The sequence below is a fragment of the Rathayibacter sp. AC451 genome, from assembly GCF_979253095.1.
The window spans coordinates 2,382,932-2,397,867 of the sequence record NZ_CEEDBD010000001.1 but is presented as its reverse complement, the minus strand read 5'-3'; the positions used below and the strand labels follow the sequence as shown (position 1 = coordinate 2,397,867).

The following is a 14,936-nucleotide window of genomic DNA, read 5'->3' as shown; positions in this document are numbered from 1 at the left end:
GGGCGGGGGTCGCGCGGGTTCCCCGAACGGTGGGTACGACGTCGGGCGAGGACGTCGGCGGAGGAGGGCCGGGGGAGACGCCGCCGTCGCGCACTCCGCACGGATCGAGCGTCAAGGCGCGCGTTCTCAGCGGATCCCTGCGCCGAGCGGTGGAAATCGCAGGATCCGCGCGTGCGAGACTGGGCGGGAGCGTGCGCCACCCCGTGATGATCTTCCGCGGGATCCGGCGCCACTGGACCCGGTCCGCTCATCCGCAGCCTTTCGCAGGAGGACTCGAATGACCGACACCGCTGTGCTTTCCGCCGCCCCGACCCGCACCCCCGTCGCCAAGACGATCCTGATGTGCCGACCCGAGCACTTCACCGTCGTGTACCGGATCAACCCGTGGATGGATCCGCAGGTCCCGACCGACACCGCGCTGGCCGTGCGCCAGTGGCAGACCCTCTACGACACCTACGTCGGCCTCGGCTTCGACGTGCAGCTGATCGACCCCGAGCCGGGCCTGCCCGACATGGTCTACGCCGCGAACGGCGGCTTCGTCATCGACGGCATCGCCTACGGCGCCTCCTTCACCTACCCGGAGCGGCAGCCCGAGGGTCCGGCGTACATGGACTGGTTCCGCGGCGCCGGCTTCGACGTGCGCGTCCCCGAGGAGGTGAACGAGGGCGAGGGCGACTTCCTCCTCGTCGGCGAGCGGATCCTCGCGGGCACCGGCTTCCGCTCCGCCTCGGACTCGCACGCCGAGGTGGCCCGCGTCTTCGGCCGCGAGGTCGTGACCCTCGAGCTCGTGAACCCGTCGTTCTACCACCTCGACACGGCGATCGCCGTGCTCGACGACCAGAACATCGCCTACCTGCCCAGCGCGTTCAGCGACGAGGGCAACCGCGTGCTGCAGGAGCTCTACCCCGACGCGATCCTGGTGTCGGAGGAGGACGCCTCCGTCCTCGGGCTCAACTCCTTCTCGGACGGACTGCACGTCGTCATCGCCTCGCGCGCCGTGGGCTTCGAGCGCCAGCTGCGCGAGCGCGGCTACGAGCCGATCGGCGTCGACCTGTCCGAGCTGCTGCTCGGCGGCGGCGGCGTGAAGTGCTGCACCCTCGAGCTGCGCCGCTGACCCCCGATCACGAGAGGACCGACATGAGCATCCTGGCCACGACCACCGCCTCCGCCGCCCTGATCGCCGAGGAGGAGGCGCACGCCGCGCACAACTACCACCCGCTGCCCGTCGTCGCCGCGACGGGCGAGGGCGCCTGGATCACCGACGTCGAGGGGCGCCGCTACCTCGACTGCCTGGCCGCCTACTCCGCCGTCAACTTCGGCCACTCGCACCCGGTGCTGCTGGCCGCGGCCCGCGACCAGCTCGACCGCGTCACGCTCACCAGTCGCGCGTTCCACAACGACCGGCTCGGCCCGTTCGTCACCGCGCTCGCGGCGCTCGCCGGCAAGGACATGGTCCTGCCGATGAACACGGGCGCCGAGGCCGTGGAGTCGGGCATCAAGGTCGCGCGCGCCTGGGGCTACCGGGTGAAGGGCGTGACGCCGGGACGCGCGAACATCATCGTCGCCGCGGGCAACTTCCACGGGCGCACGACCACGATCATCTCGTTCAGCGACGACGCGGAGGCGCGCGACGGCTTCGCTCCGTTCACTCCGGGGTTCCGCACGGTGCCGTTCGGCGACGCGGCGGCGCTGGAGGCGGCGATCGACGAGGACACCGTCGCCGTGCTGATCGAGCCGATCCAGGGCGAGGCCGGCATCGTCGTGCCCCCGGCCGACTACCTGCCCGCCGTCCGCGAGATCACCGCTCGCCGGAACGTGCTCTTCATCGCCGACGAGATCCAGTCGGGACTGGGCCGTACCGGTGCGACCTTCGCCTGCGATCTGGTCGGAGTCGTCCCCGACGTGTACCTGCTGGGCAAGGCCCTCGGCGGCGGCATCGTGCCGGTCTCGGCCGTGGTCGCGAACGCCGACGTGCTCGGAGTGCTGCAGCCCGGTCAGCACGGCTCGACCTTCGGAGGCAACCCGCTCGCCGCCGCCGTGGGCCTCGCGGTCGTCGAGATGCTCGCCACCGGCGAGTACCAGGCGCTCGCCGTCGCCCGCGGCGCACAGCTGCACGCGCGGCTCACCGCCCTGATCGGCCGCGGCGTCGTCGCCGTGCGCGGAGCCGGACTCTGGGCGGGCATCGACATCGACCCCGCGCTCGCCACGGGCCGGGCCGTCTGCGAGGCGCTGATGGCGCGCGGTGTGCTGGCCAAGGACACGCACGGATCCACGATCCGCCTCGCTCCTCCGCTGGTCGTCACCGAGGACGAGATCGACTTCGCGGTCGACGAGCTCGAGGCGGTGCTCGACGGACTGCGCTGACCGAGGACCGCTGGAGCGCTGTCAACCCACTCCCAGGAAGGGGCGCTGAGCGGCAGCCTTGCACGATGGATGACAGGGTGCCGACGACGACCATGTCGAGTCCGCATCCGGTGCGACGGCAGGGACGGGAGTCCCCGCTCGATCCGGCGCCGCGGCGTCGACCCTCTCTCCACTCGCGGCGTGCCCTGGACCCCGGCGCGAGACCCACCACCGGATCGGCAGTGGTCGACGTGAACGAACCCGAACAGCTTCCCGTCCCTCCGGAGCGCGTGCTCCGCGACCTCCTCGACGCGTTCGATCCGCCGGGCGCCGTCGATGCGGGGTTCAGCGCGCACGTGCTCGCCCATGCGCGCGAGGCGCTCGCACTGACCGAGCGGCAGCGGATGCCCACCGTCATCTGGCCGCGGTCGGCGGTGGACGAGATCCCGGATCCGCCGCCGGTCCCGCCCGCGGCGCTCTGACCCGGGGAACGTCGGCCGAGGGAGTGGTCCGGCGGCTGCCGTTCGCGACGGATCGGACCGCAGCGGCTCCCCGTTGGACACGATCTGCTGCTCTGAGCGGCTCAGAGCAGCGGGAAGTGCCCGACGGTGGCCGCTGGGCGAGGAGATCGGGCTCGGCCGAGGAGCGCCGGGTGCCACTCGGCGTCGGTGGTCTGCAGAACGTCGGCCAGGAGCGCCCGTCGGCCACGATCGTGGCTGAGCAGCACTCCCGACCGACGTTCTGCGCGGTCAGTCCCCGTCGCGGACCGTCGAGAGCGGCTCCGTGATGCTCTCGAGGCTGCGGCGCTCGGCGTCGACCCCGAAGATCAGCGCCACGACGCCGCCCACGATCATCACCCCGGCCCCGACGAAGTAGCCGACGGTGAGCGGACCGCGGTCGCTGCCGTCGCCGATCAGCACGCCGTACAGGGTGGGAGCGATCGCGCCGGCGATCTGGCCGAGGGTGAAGAAGTACGAGATGGCCTGGCTGCGCAGCTCCAGCGGGAAGATCTCGCTGACGGTGAGGTAGGCGCTCGAAGCGCCCGCGGAGGCGAAGAAGAAGGACACGCACCAGAGGATCGTCTGCGTCGTCGCGGTGAGCACGTCCATGCTGAACAGCACGGCCGACAGGGCGAGGACCGCTCCCGAGACGCCGTAGGTGAGGAAGATCATCTTGCGGCGGCCCCACACGTCGAACAGGTGGCCCAGCACCAGCGGGCCGATCAGGTTGCCGATCGCGAACGGGAAGAAGAAGTACGAGACGGCGCTCTGCTCCACGTCGTAGAAGTTCTCGAGCACCAGTGCGTAGGTGAAGAAGATGGCGTTGTACAGGAAGGACTGCGTGACCATCATGGTCGCGCCCACCAGCGTCCGCTTCGGATACTGCCGGATGAGGACCCGCGCGATCGTGCGGAACGGGATGCTCTCGGTGGCCTTCACCGTGATGGCCTTCGCGTCATCGACCGGCTCGAGCACGCCCCCCTCCTTCTCCACGCGCCGCTCGATCTCGTCGACGGTGCGCTCCGCCTCCTCCTCGCGGCCGTGCGTCATCAGCCAGCGGGGGCTCTCGGGGATGTGCCGGCGGAGGTAGATGATCGCGAGGCCCAGGATCGGGCCGAGGAAGAAGCCGAGCCGCCAGCCGATGTTCTCGGCGAAGATCTCGTCGTTGAGGAAGAAGAGGTTGGCGGCGGAGCCCAGCGCGGCGCCGCCCCAGTAGGTGCCGTTGATCGCGATGTCGACGCGTCCGCGGTACTTGGAGGGGATCAGCTCGTCGATCGCGGAGTTGATCGCCGCGTACTCGCCGCCGATGCCCATGCCCGCGAAGAAGCGGAACACGGCCAGGAACGCGTAGTTCGGCGAGAGTCCCGCGATGCCGCTGGCGAGGAGGTAGATCACCAGGGTCAGGATGAAGAGCTTGCGGCGGCCCAGCTTGTCGCTCAGTCGGCCGAAGATCAGGGCGCCCGCGATCTGGCCGACGAGGTAGACCGTGCCGAGCACGCCGACCTGGGCGGCCGAGAGGTCGAACTCTCTCGCGAAGCCGGCGCTCGCGACGATCTGGATCTCGAGTCCGTCGAGGACCCAGGAGAATCCGAGTCCGACGACGATCGACCAGTGGAACCGGGTCCACGGGAGCCGGTCGATCCGGGCGGGGACGAGGCTCCGGACGGGGCCCCGAGGGGTGTCGGTGGTCGACATGGCGAACGCCTTCCTGTCGCCCCGGTTCGCTCGGTGCAGCCCTCATCCGGTCGCGGCGAGATCAGACGATAGCCCTGCGGCGGATTCGTATCGCCGGGCTATCGGAGTGGTGCCGCGCGGGTGTAGAACAGTGCGTTTCGGGAGGCGGCGCTCCTCCCCACTCGTGGGTCGGCACGCTTCTCCACCGGCTCGTCCACCCCGGAGCCCGTGCCGGGGCGGCTTGGCTAGGTTGAGTCCATGATCGTCGCGACGCCCGCGGGCACCCCCTCCTACGTCCTCAGCGAAGGCCCCGTCTGGGACGCCTCCACCGGCCGCCTCACCTGGGTCGACATCGAGTCCGGAGCGGTGCTGTCGGCGCCGCTCGGGGCCGAGGGGCTGGGCGCCGTCTCGCGCTCGGACGTCGGCGAGCAGGTGGGCTGCGCGCTGCCGCTGGGCGACGGGCGCGTGCTCGTCGCGCTGACCCGCCGCCTCGCGATCCTCGAGGTCGACGGGTCGCTCACGCGCGGCTCCGAGCTGCTGCCCGAGGGGCACCGCTTCAACGACGGCTCGATCGACCCGCAGGGCCGGCTCGTCGTCGGCTCCCTGACCCTCGGCGAGTCCGTCGGCGACGACGTGCTGCTGCGCCTCGAGCACGACGGATCCGTCACCGTCCTCGACCACGACCTGCGGCTCTCGAACGGGCTCGGCTGGTCGCCGGACGGCGCGGTGATGTACTCGATCGACACCGAGTCCGGCGTGATCTTCCGCCGCCCCTACTCCGACGGGTCGCACGGCGCGCGCGAGACGTTCGTCGAGCTCGAGGAGGGCGTCTTCGCCGACGGGATGACCGTCGACGCCGACGGGCGCCTCTGGGTCGCGATCTGGGGCGGCTCCGGGGTGCGGGTCTACGACTCCGAGGGGCGCCTCGTCGAGGGTGAGGGCATCGAGGTCGACGCGCCGCACTCCTCGAGCATCGCCTTCGCGGGCGAGGGGCTCGACGTGGCGGTCGTGAGCTCGGCGTCGCGCGACCTGTCGGCCGACGAGCGGGCGGCGCACCCGTTCGCGGGCGGGCTCTGGCTCGCGCGTCCGGGGGTGCGCGGGCTCCCGGCGACGCGGTGGGTCGAGACGCGGCTGCCGTGAGGGGTCGGGACGCGGCTGCCGGAGAAGGGCGCGGGGGCGCGCGGCTCGGCCGCTGCGACTCGGTCGCCGCGGGACGCGGGGGCTACGCGCTCGGCTCGGCCGGGTCCGCGGAGGTCGACGAGGCCGGCTGCGGGGTGAGCGTCACGCGCGAGATGCGGTAGCGATCCGTCTCGGCGACGCGGAGGAGGTGCTCGCCGATGACGATCGAGTCGCCCACCACGGCCACTCGGCCGATGCGGTCGAGGATGTAGCCGCCGACCGTCTCGTAGGGGCCGTCGGGCAGCTCGACGCCGAGCATCTCCTCGAGGTCCTCGAGGATCATGCCTCCGTCGAGGTCGTGCAGCTGCTCGGCCGCCTTCGCGTCGACCTCCTGCCGGGCGCCGTCGTACTCGTCGTAGATCTCGCCGACCAGCTCCTCGAGCAGGTCCTCGAGCGTGATGATGCCGTCGGTCCCGCCGTACTCGTCGACGACGACGGCGATCTGATGGCCGTCCTGCCGCATCGTGCGCAGCGCTGCGAGCACCTTCGTCGATCCCGGGACCGCGAGGATCGGCCGGGTGATGTCGGCGACGCTGCTCGCGGTGCCCTCCTGGGCGGCGTCCGGGAACGCGGCCATCAGGTCGCGGACGTGCACGAAGCCCAGCACGTCGTCGCGGTTCTCGCCCACCACGGGGTAGCGGGAGTGCGGCTGGTCGAGGACGGCGCGGTAGCCCTCCTCGAGGGGGAGCTCGCCGCGGAGGAAGTCCACGTCCGGTCGCGGGCGCATGACCTCGGCGACGCGGCGGTCGTCGGCGCGGAAGATGTCGGTCAGCAGGCGGCGGCTGTCCTCGTGGATCTCGGTGTTGCTCGAGATCATGTCGCGCACCTCGTCGGCCGAGACGCTCTCGCCCTTCTCGCGCGGGTCGGCGCCGAGCAGGCGCACGACGCCGTCGGTCGAGACCGAGAGCAGCCAGATGACGGGGCGCATCAGGCGCGCGAAACCGTTGAGCGGCGGGGCCAGGACCTTGGTGAACGCGACCGACTTCTGCATCGCGAGGCGCTTGGGCACCAGCTCGCCGAGCACGAGCGAGAGGTAGGCGATGACCAGCGTGAGGCCGATGAAGGCGACGGTGGAGGCGACTCCGGCCGACAGGCCCAGAGCCTCGAGCGGCGGGGCGAGGTCGGGCGCGATGGTCGACGCTCCGTAGGCGGACGAGAAGAAGCCGGCCAGCGTGACGCCGATCTGCACGGCCGAGAGGAACGTGTTGGGGTTCCGCACGAGGGTCGCGATGCGGGCCCCGCGCTCGCCCTGCGCCTCGATCGCGCGGACCTGGCTCTCGCGGAGGCTGACGATCGCCATCTCGGTGCCGGCGAACACTCCTCCGATCAGCACGAAGAGGACGACGAGGCCGATGTTGAGAAGGGTGTCGAGATCCACGGAGCAACAGTAGGGATGCTCGCCGTGAGAACGCCTCGCGAATTCTCAGGGGTGCGCTGAGCGGCCCGACCCCGCGGCTGCCGGACTCCCTTCGAGTCCGCAGGAGTTGTCGTACTGGGTGGTCGAGTACGACGACTTCTGCGGAGTCGCCGGCCGGGTGGGTTCGGGCGCGGTGAGCATCGCCCCCGAGTACGCGGAAGTTGTCGTATTGGGCGTCGAGTACGACAACTTCTGCGGGGTCGCAGCCGCAGTCGGAGTCGGGCGACCGGGCGCCCGCGTCAGACCAGGCGGCGGGAGCCGTCCGACAGCAGGCGGAACCAGCGGCCGCCGTAGCCGTCGATCGGGATCGACACCGCGCCGTCGTCCCCGACGGGGTACTCCTCCGAGCTCAGCGAGTCGACCAGGCGCGCGCCGGGCTGCACGTCGGGCAGGGTCAGCGCCGCCGTCCGCGGGCTCGAGGCGAAGTTGTGCACCGCGACGGTCGAACCGGTCGAGGCCGACATCCGGTGCGCGAAGACGCACGACTCGTCGGCGGGGAGGTGCGTGTACTCGCCCCAGCCGATCTCGGGGGAGCGGCGGTAGAGCCACGCGAGGCCCTTCAGATGCGCGAGCAGCGACTCCGGGGCCTTGAGCTGATCGGCGGCGTTCACGTGCTCGGGGCCGAAGCCGTCCCCGGTGACGGGCGCGATCAGATCCGACGCGTCGGCCCGCGAGAAGCCGCCGTTCGCGGCCGAGCTCCACTGCATCGGGGTCCGCACGGCGCTGCGGCCCGGGACCGACGCGTTCTCGCCCATGCCGATCTCCTCGCCGTAGTAGAGCACCGGGGCGCCGGGCAGCGAGAACAGCAGGCTGTAGACCATGCGGAGGCGTCGGGGATCGCCGCCCAGCATCGGTGGGAGGCGGCGGACGATGCCGCGTCCGTGGATCCGCTGCGACTCGTCCGGGGCGAACGCTGCGAAGACCTCGTCGCGCTCCGAGTCCTCGAGCTGGTCGAGGGTCAGCTCGTCGTGGTTGCGCGCGAAGTTCGCCCACTGGCTGCCGACCGAGATCTCGGGACGGCTCGCGAGCGCCTCGACCAGCGGCGCGGAGTCGCCGCGGGCGAGCGCCAGGTAGAGGCGCTGGTTCGCGATGAAGTCGAACTGCATCGAGAGCTCGTCGGCGTCGGATCCGCCGAAGAAGGCGAGCTGCTGGTCGCGGCTCACGTTGACCTCGCCGAGCATCATCGCCTCGCCCGAGCGGCGCGAGACGAAGCGGCGCAGCAGGCGGAGCCACTCGTGCTCGTCGTGCGCGCCGGGCTCGATCAGGAACGGGACCGCGTCGACGCGGAAGCCGTCGACTCCGAGCTGCAGCCAGAATCCGACCAGCTTCGCGATCTCGTCCCGCACCGCCGGGTTGTCCGTCTTGAGGTCGGGCTGGTGCCGGTAGAAGTTGTGCAGGTAGTACTGGCCGGCCTCCTCGTCGAATGACCAGACGCCGTCCTCCGCATCGGGGAAGACGTTCGCGGGCTGGTCGGCCGGCGGCTCGTCGCGCCAGACGTAGTAGTCGCGGTACGGGCTGTCGGGGGAGGAGCGCGCGGCCTGGAACCAGGGGTGCTGGTCGGACGTGTGGTTCACGACCAGGTCGATGATCACGCGCATGCCGCGGTCGTGCGCCGTGCGGATCACCTCGACGACGTCGCCGTGGTGGCCGTAGCGCTCGTCGACCCCGAAGAAGTCGCTGATGTCGTAGCCGTTGTCCTTGCCGGGCGAACGGTAGAACGGCGCCAGCCAGAGGCAGCTCACGCCGAGCTCGGCGAGGTAGTCGATGCGGTGCGCGAGGCCCTCGAGGTCGCCGACCCCGTCGTCGTTCCAGTCCATGAAGGTCTTCACGTCGAGGTTGTAGTAGACGGCGGAGCGCCACCACAGGTCGCTGGTGTCGGTCAGTCTCATGCGGAGCGCTCCTGGAAGTCGGGGAGGACGGTGGTGCCCATCGCGTCGAGGAACTCGTCCTGCTCCTTGCCGACGTGGTGGAGGTAGACGCGGTCGGCGCCGCAGTCGGCGTAGAGCGCGATCGCGTCCGAGAGCTCCTGGGCCGAGTCGGTGCAGAGCACGGACTCGGCGACCTGGTCCTCGGTGGTGCGCTCGGCGGCGAGATCGAAGTGCTCGGTCGTGTCGAGGTCCCAGCAGAGCGGCGGCTCGAAGATGTTGGTGCGCCACTGGTCGTGGGCGAGTCTGCGGGCGGCGCGCGCGCCTCCGCTCTGCGAGGGCACGTACGCGACCTGGGCCTGCACGATGACCTCGCCGCGACCGCCCGCGTCGCGGTAGGCGGCGATGGTGCGGCGCAGCTTGTCCTCGGGCTGGGAGATGGTCGCGAAGCCGTCGGCCCACTCGGCGAGCCAGCCCGCGGTGGCGGCCGTCACTCCGGCTCCGACGAACGGCGGAGGGATCGCGGGCAGCGACCAGACGCGGGCCCGATCGACCGTGACGAGACCGCGGTGGCTGACCTCCTCGCCGGCGAGCAGGGCGCGCATGATGTCGACGCACTCGCGGAGGCGGGCGTTGCGCTCGGGCTTGGCGGGCCAGCGCTCGCCGGTGACGTGCTCGTTCATCGCCTCACCGCTGCCGAGTGCGACCCAGAAGCGGCCCGGATTCATGAGCTCGAGGGTCGCGGCGGCCTGCGCGATGATCACCGGGTGGTAGCGCTGGCCGGGTGCGTTGACGACTCCGAAGCCCAGCGGAGTCGACGCGAGCGCGGCGCCGAGCCACGACCAGGCGAAGCCGGACTCGCCCTGCCGCTCGCTCCACGGCGTGAGGTGGTCGGAGCACATGCCCTCGGTGAAGCCGACTTCGCCGGCGCGGCGGGCGACGTCGAGGGCGGTGCGGGGGTCGAGCTGCTCGTGCGAGACGTGCAGGCCGATGGTGGGTGCGGGCATGGGGCGGCTCCGGAGGGTCGAGGGTGGGGGTCGTCCTGCATCGACGGTAGGTGCAGGGCGGATCCGCGTCTGCTCGTTGATTTCTCAGGGTCGTGGGGGTGCTGGGAAAGCGGGCTGGTGCTCGAGTCCGCAGGAGTTGTCGTACTGGGGCTCGAGTACGACGATTCTCGAGGAGTCGGCGGCGGCGGCAGCGGGGGCGAGAGAGTGAAGGTGCTCGAGTCCGCAGGAGTTGTCGTACTGGGGCTCGAGGTACGACGACTTTCGAGGAGTGGGTCGCGAGAAGCGGGCGCCGTCCACCCCCGGAGCCGCACGCGCCGCGACCGTAGGGTGAGGGCATGCATCCCCTCGACGCCCGGGACCCGCTCGCGCAGTACCCCGAGCTCTTCGTCCGCACCCCCGAGGTGCGCTCCTACCTCGACGGCAACTCGCTCGGGCGGCCGTTGCGCGCCAGTATCGAGCGGCTCCAGCGCTTCGCCGAGGAGGAGTGGGGCGGCCGCCTCATCCGCGGCTGGTCCGAGAGCTGGCTCGAGATGCCGCTCACCGTCGGCGACGCGCTCGGTGCCGCGGCGCTGGGAGCGGCGGCCGGGCAGACCGTCGTCGCCGACTCCACCACCGTGCTGCTCTACAAGCTCGCCCGCGCGGCCCTCGCGCACCAGCTGCCCCTCGGCCGCGACGAGATCGTGGTCGACAGCGACAACTTCCCGACCGACCGCTACGTGCTCGAGGGCATCGCGGCCGAGACCGGAGCAACGCTGCTCTGGGTCGCGTCCGATCCGAACGCGGGAGTGCGGCCCGAGGAGCTCGCGCCCGTCCTCGGCGACCGCACCGCTCTCGTGCTCCTCAGTCACGTGGCCTACCGCTCGGGCTTCCTCGCCGACGCCGCGGCGATCACCGCGCAGGCGCACGACGCGGGCGCGCTCGTGCTGTGGGACGCCTCCCACTCTGTCGGGTCCGTGCCGATGCGGCTCGACGCGTGGGGCGCCGACCTCGCCGTGGGCTGCTCCTACAAGTACCTGAACGGGGGTCCCGGAGCGCCGGCCTGGGCGTACGTCGCCGTGCGGCACCAGGAGTCGCTGGCGCAGCCGATCCAGGGCTGGATGGGCGTCGCGGACATGTTCGAGATGGGTCCCGGCTACCGTCCCGCCGAGGGGATGCGGCGCTTCCTCAGCGGCACGCCGCCGATCACCGGGATGCTCGCGATGCAGGACATGATCGCGCTGATCGCCGAGGTGGGGATGCCCGCGATCCGCGCCAAGTCCGAGGCGATGACGGCGTACGCGCTCGAGCTGATCGACGAGTGGCTGGTGCCGCTCGGCGCCCGCGTGGCGACTCCGCGCGATCCCGCCGCCCGCGGATCGCACGTCACCGTCGACCACGAGAAGTCGGCCGCGCTGGTGCCGGAGCTGCAGGCGAGGGGCGTGATCCCCGACTTCCGGAACCCGGACGGCATCCGGATCGGACTGTCGCCGCTGTCGACGACGTTCGCCGAGCTCGAGCTCGGGCTCGCGGAGGTGCGCGACTCGCTGCGCTGAGCGCGCCCGTCCCGCTCTGCCCCGCCCCTCCGCGACCTGTCAAGCGGCCCCCGCTCCGCGCCCCGCATGCCTAGCGTCGAACAGAGGTCGCGAGCCGCGCGGCCGACGCGAGGAGGGCATCCGATGGGTTTCTGGGGACAGCACGACGCCGGACGCGAGACCAGGCCGGTCGACGAGCCGGTCGGCGAGCTCGAGCTGGTGCACGCGTTCGAGAGCGGGCCGATGCCCACCGGGGTGAGCGTGTCGCACACCGGGCGGATCTTCGTGAACTTCCCGAAGTGGGGCGACGAGGTGCCGGCGACGGTCGTCGAGCTGCGCGACGGAGTGGCGGTGCCGTTCCCGAGCGAGGAGTGGAACAGCCCCGCGAGCGACCACGACGAGACCGCGCTCGTCTCGGTGCAGAGCATCGTCGTCGATCCGGCCGACCGGCTGTGGATCCTCGACACCGGCAGTCCGCTGTTCCAGCCGACGGAGCGGGGCGGACCGAAGCTCGTCTGCGTCGACCTCGCCACCGACACGGTCGAGAAGGTCATCGTCTTCGAGCCCGACGTCGCCCTGCCGACGACCTACCTCAACGACGTGCGCTTCGATCTGCGCCGCGGGGTCGCGTACATCACCGACTCCGCCGACTCCGGCCCCAACGGGCTGATCGTGGTCGACCTCGAATCGGGCACGGCCTGGCGCCGCTTGCACGAGCACCCCTCGACCAAGGCGCTCACGCCGCCCGAGATGGTGGCTGTGGCGGAGGGACGCGTCCTGATGAAGCGGCCCGAGGACGGCGATCCGCAGCCCGTCACCATGGGTGCCGACGGCATCGCGATCTCGGCCGACGGCGAGCGGCTCTGGTACTGCCCGCTCGTCTCGCGGCGCTGGTGGAGCGTCTCGACGGCGGCGCTCGCCGACCGGGCGGTGTCCGACGACGAGGTCTCGGCGACGGTCGTCGACGAGGGCGACAAGGGCGGCGGATCGGACGGACTCGAGACCGACGCGCTCGGCCGCTTCTACGCCACCGACTACGAGCACAACGCGATCCTGCGCCGGCGCACCGACGGCGTGCTCGAGACGCTGGTCCACGACGAGCGGATGCTGTGGCCCGACACGATGTCGGTCGCGACGGACGAGCACCTCTACTTCACGGCGAACCAGCTGCACCGCCAGGCCGACTACCAGGGCGGAGTGGACCTGCGCGCGTATCCGTACTCGCTGTTCCGCGTCGCGATCGGAGCGGGGCCGGTACTGCTGCGGTGACGGGGCGGGGAGGGTCTCTATACGCCGCCGGCGGCGGCTACTCGACCAGCAGGGTCTGCCGATCGAGTAGCCCGAGGAGCGGGCGTATCGAGATCCCCGTCTCCGGGCGGTGGCGGGTCTCGATACGCCGCTGCGCGGCCACTCGACCAGCAGGGGAGTCAGCGGGCCTTGCGGGTCTGCCGGGCGTTCTCCTTCTGCAGTGCCTCGACGAGCTCGTCCTTCGTCATGCGGGAGCGGCCGGAGATCTTGAGGCGCTTGGCGAGGTCCATCAGGTGCGCCTTCGAGGCGTTCGCGTCGACTCCGCCCGCCGTCTCTCCGCCGCCGTCGGTGCCGCGCTCGGCGGCCCGCGAGGTCGGACGGACCCTTCTCGTCCTTGCGCTCCCAGTGGTCGCCGACCTTCTCGTACTCGTGCTTCAGCGCGGCGAAGGCGGTGCGGTGGGCGCGCTCGCCCTCTCCGTAGCTCTCGACGGCGGAGTCGTGCGCGGCCGACCAGAGGTCCTGCGCGTGCTTGTCGGAGCGCTCGATGGTCGACGGGATCTCGTCGCGTGCGGGCATGGTGCCTCCCTCTCGTCCCCTCCGACGCTACGACCCGACTCCCGCCGCCATCACCCCGTTGACGAGCCCGCGAGATGCCACTCCGGTACGCCGGCATCGGCGTGTCGTGTACCGGAGTGGCATCTCGTGGAAGGGCGTCAGCCCAGCAGGCGCTCGCGCACGAAGTCGCTCGCGAAGCGTCCGGAGGGATCCCATTCGCCCACCAGCGCGCGCCACTCGGGCAGGTGCGGGTAGAGCGGGGCGATCTCGTCCGCTCCGACCAGGAAGTGCTTGCCCCAGTGCGGGCGCGCGCCCAGCGGCAGCAGCGCGCCCTCGACGGCGGGCAGCACGGCGTCGACTCCGGCGCGGTCCTTCGCGAACGTGAAGTGGATGCCGACGCTGTCGCGACCGGACGCCGGGGACAGCCACTGGTCGTCGCCCGCCATGGTGCGCAGCTCCGTGATCAGCAGCACCTCGTCGATCCGGTCGCCGATGGCGCGCAGTGCGACGATCGCCTCGCGGATGCGGTCGCGCGGCACCATGTACTCGCTCTGGATCTCGTCGCCCGCGCTCGGCTCGCGGTCCAGGCGGAAGTGCGGCAGCCGCTCGGACCACGGCCCGACCGACCCGCCGAACGGGTTCAGGTTCGAGTCCACTCCCTCCGACACGGCGAAGAGGCTCGCGGAGGCGGCGACCGCGCCCAGGTGCGTCGCGTCGACGTCGGCGACGCTCCCCTTCTCGACCTTCGTCTTCAGCCACAGCTGCTCGACGGTCGGGCTCGACCAGTGCGTCATGAGGCTGACGCTGTAGGCGGAGGAGGTGATCGCGTCGAAGTCGTCGAGCACGCGGTCCCAGGGCAGGTCGACGAACGCGTCCTGCCGCACGTCGAAGGTGGGCTGGATGTCGAGGGTGACGCGGGTCACGATGCCGAAGGCGCCGAGTCCGACGACCACGCCCTCGAAGCCGGGCTCGCCGCGGCGGATCGTGCGGAGCGAGCCGTCGGCGGTGACGATCTCGAGCGCCGAGACGGCGGAGGAGAGGTTGGCGTTGCGGTCGCCGGACCCGTGGGTGCCGGTCGAGATCGCACCGGCGACCGAGATGTGCGGGAGCGAGCCCATGTTGTGCAGGGCGTAGCCGGCCGCGTGCAGGTGCGAGGCGACGATGCCGTAGCGCGTCGATCCGCCGACCGTGATCGTGCTCGCCTCGGCGTCGATGACCGGTTCGGGCGCGATCCGGCCCAGGTGCACCAGGGTGCCGGGGGTGTCGGGCAGGGCGTTGAAGGAGTGGCGGGTCCCGAGGGCGCGGATCCGGTCGCTCGAGCGGACCAGGGACTGCACCTCCTCGATCGACTCGGGCTCGGGGATGTCGGCGGCGTGGTACTCGTACGTGCCCGCCCAGTTGCTCCGTTGCGTCATGCGCTCATTCTGCCCGGTGCTCGCAGGATTTGTTGCCATGGCCAACGAAATTCGGGCGCGGTGGCGGCGCTTCCTCAGGAGTTGCGGGAAGCGCGAGCGTTCACCGCAACTTCTGGCGAGTGGCGGGCCGGTTGGTCGGCTCTGCTCGGGTCGAGTCCTCGGAAGTCGTCGTACTCGGGCTCGAGTGCGACGACCTCCGCGGAGTGGGGCGAGCGACCCGTC

The 14,936-nt window shown here is 71.4% G+C and carries 11 protein-coding genes and 1 pseudogene; 6 read left to right on the top strand and 6 right to left on the bottom strand.

The genetic code is table 11. The features are described from left to right. Nucleotides 1-277 precede the first annotated feature (277 nt). From ddaH to AC0CID_RS11485, 3 genes are all read left to right on the top strand, one after another. Nucleotides 278-1,114, top strand: a complete 837-nt coding sequence (gene ddaH / locus AC0CID_RS11495) for a dimethylargininase (protein WP_251946905.1) — start codon at nucleotides 278-280, stop codon at nucleotides 1,112-1,114. 23 nt (nucleotides 1,115-1,137) lie between these two features. After that, a complete protein-coding gene (gene rocD, locus AC0CID_RS11490; protein WP_465226913.1) occupies nucleotides 1,138-2,364 on the top strand; it encodes an ornithine--oxo-acid transaminase in 1,227 nt (408 codons plus the stop codon). A gap of 230 nt (nucleotides 2,365-2,594) precedes the next feature. Next, nucleotides 2,595-2,825 (top strand): hypothetical protein, encoded by a 231-nt coding sequence (locus tag AC0CID_RS11485; RefSeq protein ID WP_465226912.1) that lies wholly within the window; start codon nucleotides 2,595-2,597, stop codon nucleotides 2,823-2,825. A 267-nt stretch (nucleotides 2,826-3,092) separates the two neighbouring features. On the opposite strand, the gene AC0CID_RS11480 is transcribed toward AC0CID_RS11485, so the two are convergent. Further along, nucleotides 3,093-4,538 (bottom strand): MFS transporter, encoded by a 1,446-nt coding sequence (locus tag AC0CID_RS11480; protein WP_465226911.1) that lies wholly within the window; start codon nucleotides 4,536-4,538, stop codon nucleotides 3,093-3,095. A 237-nt stretch (nucleotides 4,539-4,775) separates the two neighbouring features. Between AC0CID_RS11480 and AC0CID_RS11475 the strand changes: the two genes are divergently transcribed. Next, a complete protein-coding gene (locus AC0CID_RS11475; protein ID WP_465226910.1) occupies nucleotides 4,776-5,657 on the top strand; it encodes an SMP-30/gluconolactonase/LRE family protein in 882 nt (293 codons plus the stop codon). 82 nt (nucleotides 5,658-5,739) lie between these two features. On the opposite strand, the gene AC0CID_RS11470 is transcribed toward AC0CID_RS11475, so the two are convergent. From AC0CID_RS11470 to AC0CID_RS11460, 3 genes are all read right to left on the bottom strand, one after another. Further along, nucleotides 5,740-7,074: a hemolysin family protein gene (locus tag AC0CID_RS11470; RefSeq protein ID WP_465226909.1), complete on the bottom strand. Its 1,335-nt coding sequence runs from the start codon at nucleotides 7,072-7,074 to the stop codon at nucleotides 5,740-5,742. A 278-nt stretch (nucleotides 7,075-7,352) separates the two neighbouring features. Further along, nucleotides 7,353-9,002, bottom strand: coding sequence for an alpha-amylase family protein (locus tag AC0CID_RS11465; RefSeq protein ID WP_465226908.1), 1,650 nt, complete (start codon nucleotides 9,000-9,002; stop codon nucleotides 7,353-7,355). Continuing rightward, nucleotides 8,999-9,985, bottom strand: coding sequence for a TIGR03885 family FMN-dependent LLM class oxidoreductase (locus tag AC0CID_RS11460; RefSeq protein ID WP_465226907.1), 987 nt, complete (start codon nucleotides 9,983-9,985; stop codon nucleotides 8,999-9,001). The genes AC0CID_RS11465 and AC0CID_RS11460 overlap by 4 nt, the downstream gene beginning before the upstream one ends. Before the next feature lie 335 nt (nucleotides 9,986-10,320). Between AC0CID_RS11460 and AC0CID_RS11455 the strand changes: the two genes are divergently transcribed. Together AC0CID_RS11455 and AC0CID_RS11450 are read left to right on the top strand one after the other, a co-directional pair. Beyond that, nucleotides 10,321-11,517 (top strand): kynureninase, encoded by a 1,197-nt coding sequence (locus AC0CID_RS11455; protein WP_465226906.1) that lies wholly within the window; start codon nucleotides 10,321-10,323, stop codon nucleotides 11,515-11,517. 123 nt (nucleotides 11,518-11,640) lie between these two features. Continuing rightward, complete coding sequence (locus AC0CID_RS11450; RefSeq protein ID WP_465226905.1) at nucleotides 11,641-12,765, top strand: L-dopachrome tautomerase-related protein; 1,125 nt, start codon at nucleotides 11,641-11,643, stop codon at nucleotides 12,763-12,765. A 158-nt stretch (nucleotides 12,766-12,923) separates the two neighbouring features. On the opposite strand, the pseudogene AC0CID_RS11445 reads toward AC0CID_RS11450, so the two are convergent. Both AC0CID_RS11445 and AC0CID_RS11440 read right to left on the bottom strand, forming a co-directional pair. After that, nucleotides 12,924-13,320 (bottom strand): annotated as a pseudogene (locus tag AC0CID_RS11445) (ChaB family protein). Between the two features lie 137 nt (nucleotides 13,321-13,457). Further along, on the bottom strand, nucleotides 13,458-14,714 hold the full coding sequence (locus tag AC0CID_RS11440) for a D-arabinono-1,4-lactone oxidase (protein WP_465226904.1): 1,257 nt from the start codon (nucleotides 14,712-14,714) through the stop codon (nucleotides 13,458-13,460). Nucleotides 14,715-14,936: the final 222 nt, after the last annotated feature.

Bases quoted from the DNA above. Each gene is read 5' to 3' on its own strand.
- ddaH (WP_251946905.1), top strand. From the start codon at position 278: ATGACCGACACCGCTGTGCTTTCCGCCGCCCCGACCCGCACCCCCGTC.
- rocD (WP_465226913.1), top strand. From the start codon at position 1,138: ATGAGCATCCTGGCCACGACCACCGCCTCCGCCGCCCTGATCGCCGAG.
- AC0CID_RS11480 (WP_465226911.1), bottom strand. From the start codon at position 4,538: ATGTCGACCACCGACACCCCTCGGGGCCCCGTCCGGAGCCTCGTCCCC.
- AC0CID_RS11475 (WP_465226910.1), top strand. From the start codon at position 4,776: ATGATCGTCGCGACGCCCGCGGGCACCCCCTCCTACGTCCTCAGCGAA.
- AC0CID_RS11465 (WP_465226908.1), bottom strand. From the start codon at position 9,002: ATGAGACTGACCGACACCAGCGACCTGTGGTGGCGCTCCGCCGTCTAC.
- AC0CID_RS11460 (WP_465226907.1), bottom strand. From the start codon at position 9,985: ATGCCCGCACCCACCATCGGCCTGCACGTCTCGCACGAGCAGCTCGAC.
- AC0CID_RS11455 (WP_465226906.1), top strand. From the start codon at position 10,321: ATGCATCCCCTCGACGCCCGGGACCCGCTCGCGCAGTACCCCGAGCTC.
- AC0CID_RS11450 (WP_465226905.1), top strand. From the start codon at position 11,641: ATGGGTTTCTGGGGACAGCACGACGCCGGACGCGAGACCAGGCCGGTC.
- AC0CID_RS11440 (WP_465226904.1), bottom strand. From the start codon at position 14,714: ATGACGCAACGGAGCAACTGGGCGGGCACGTACGAGTACCACGCCGCC.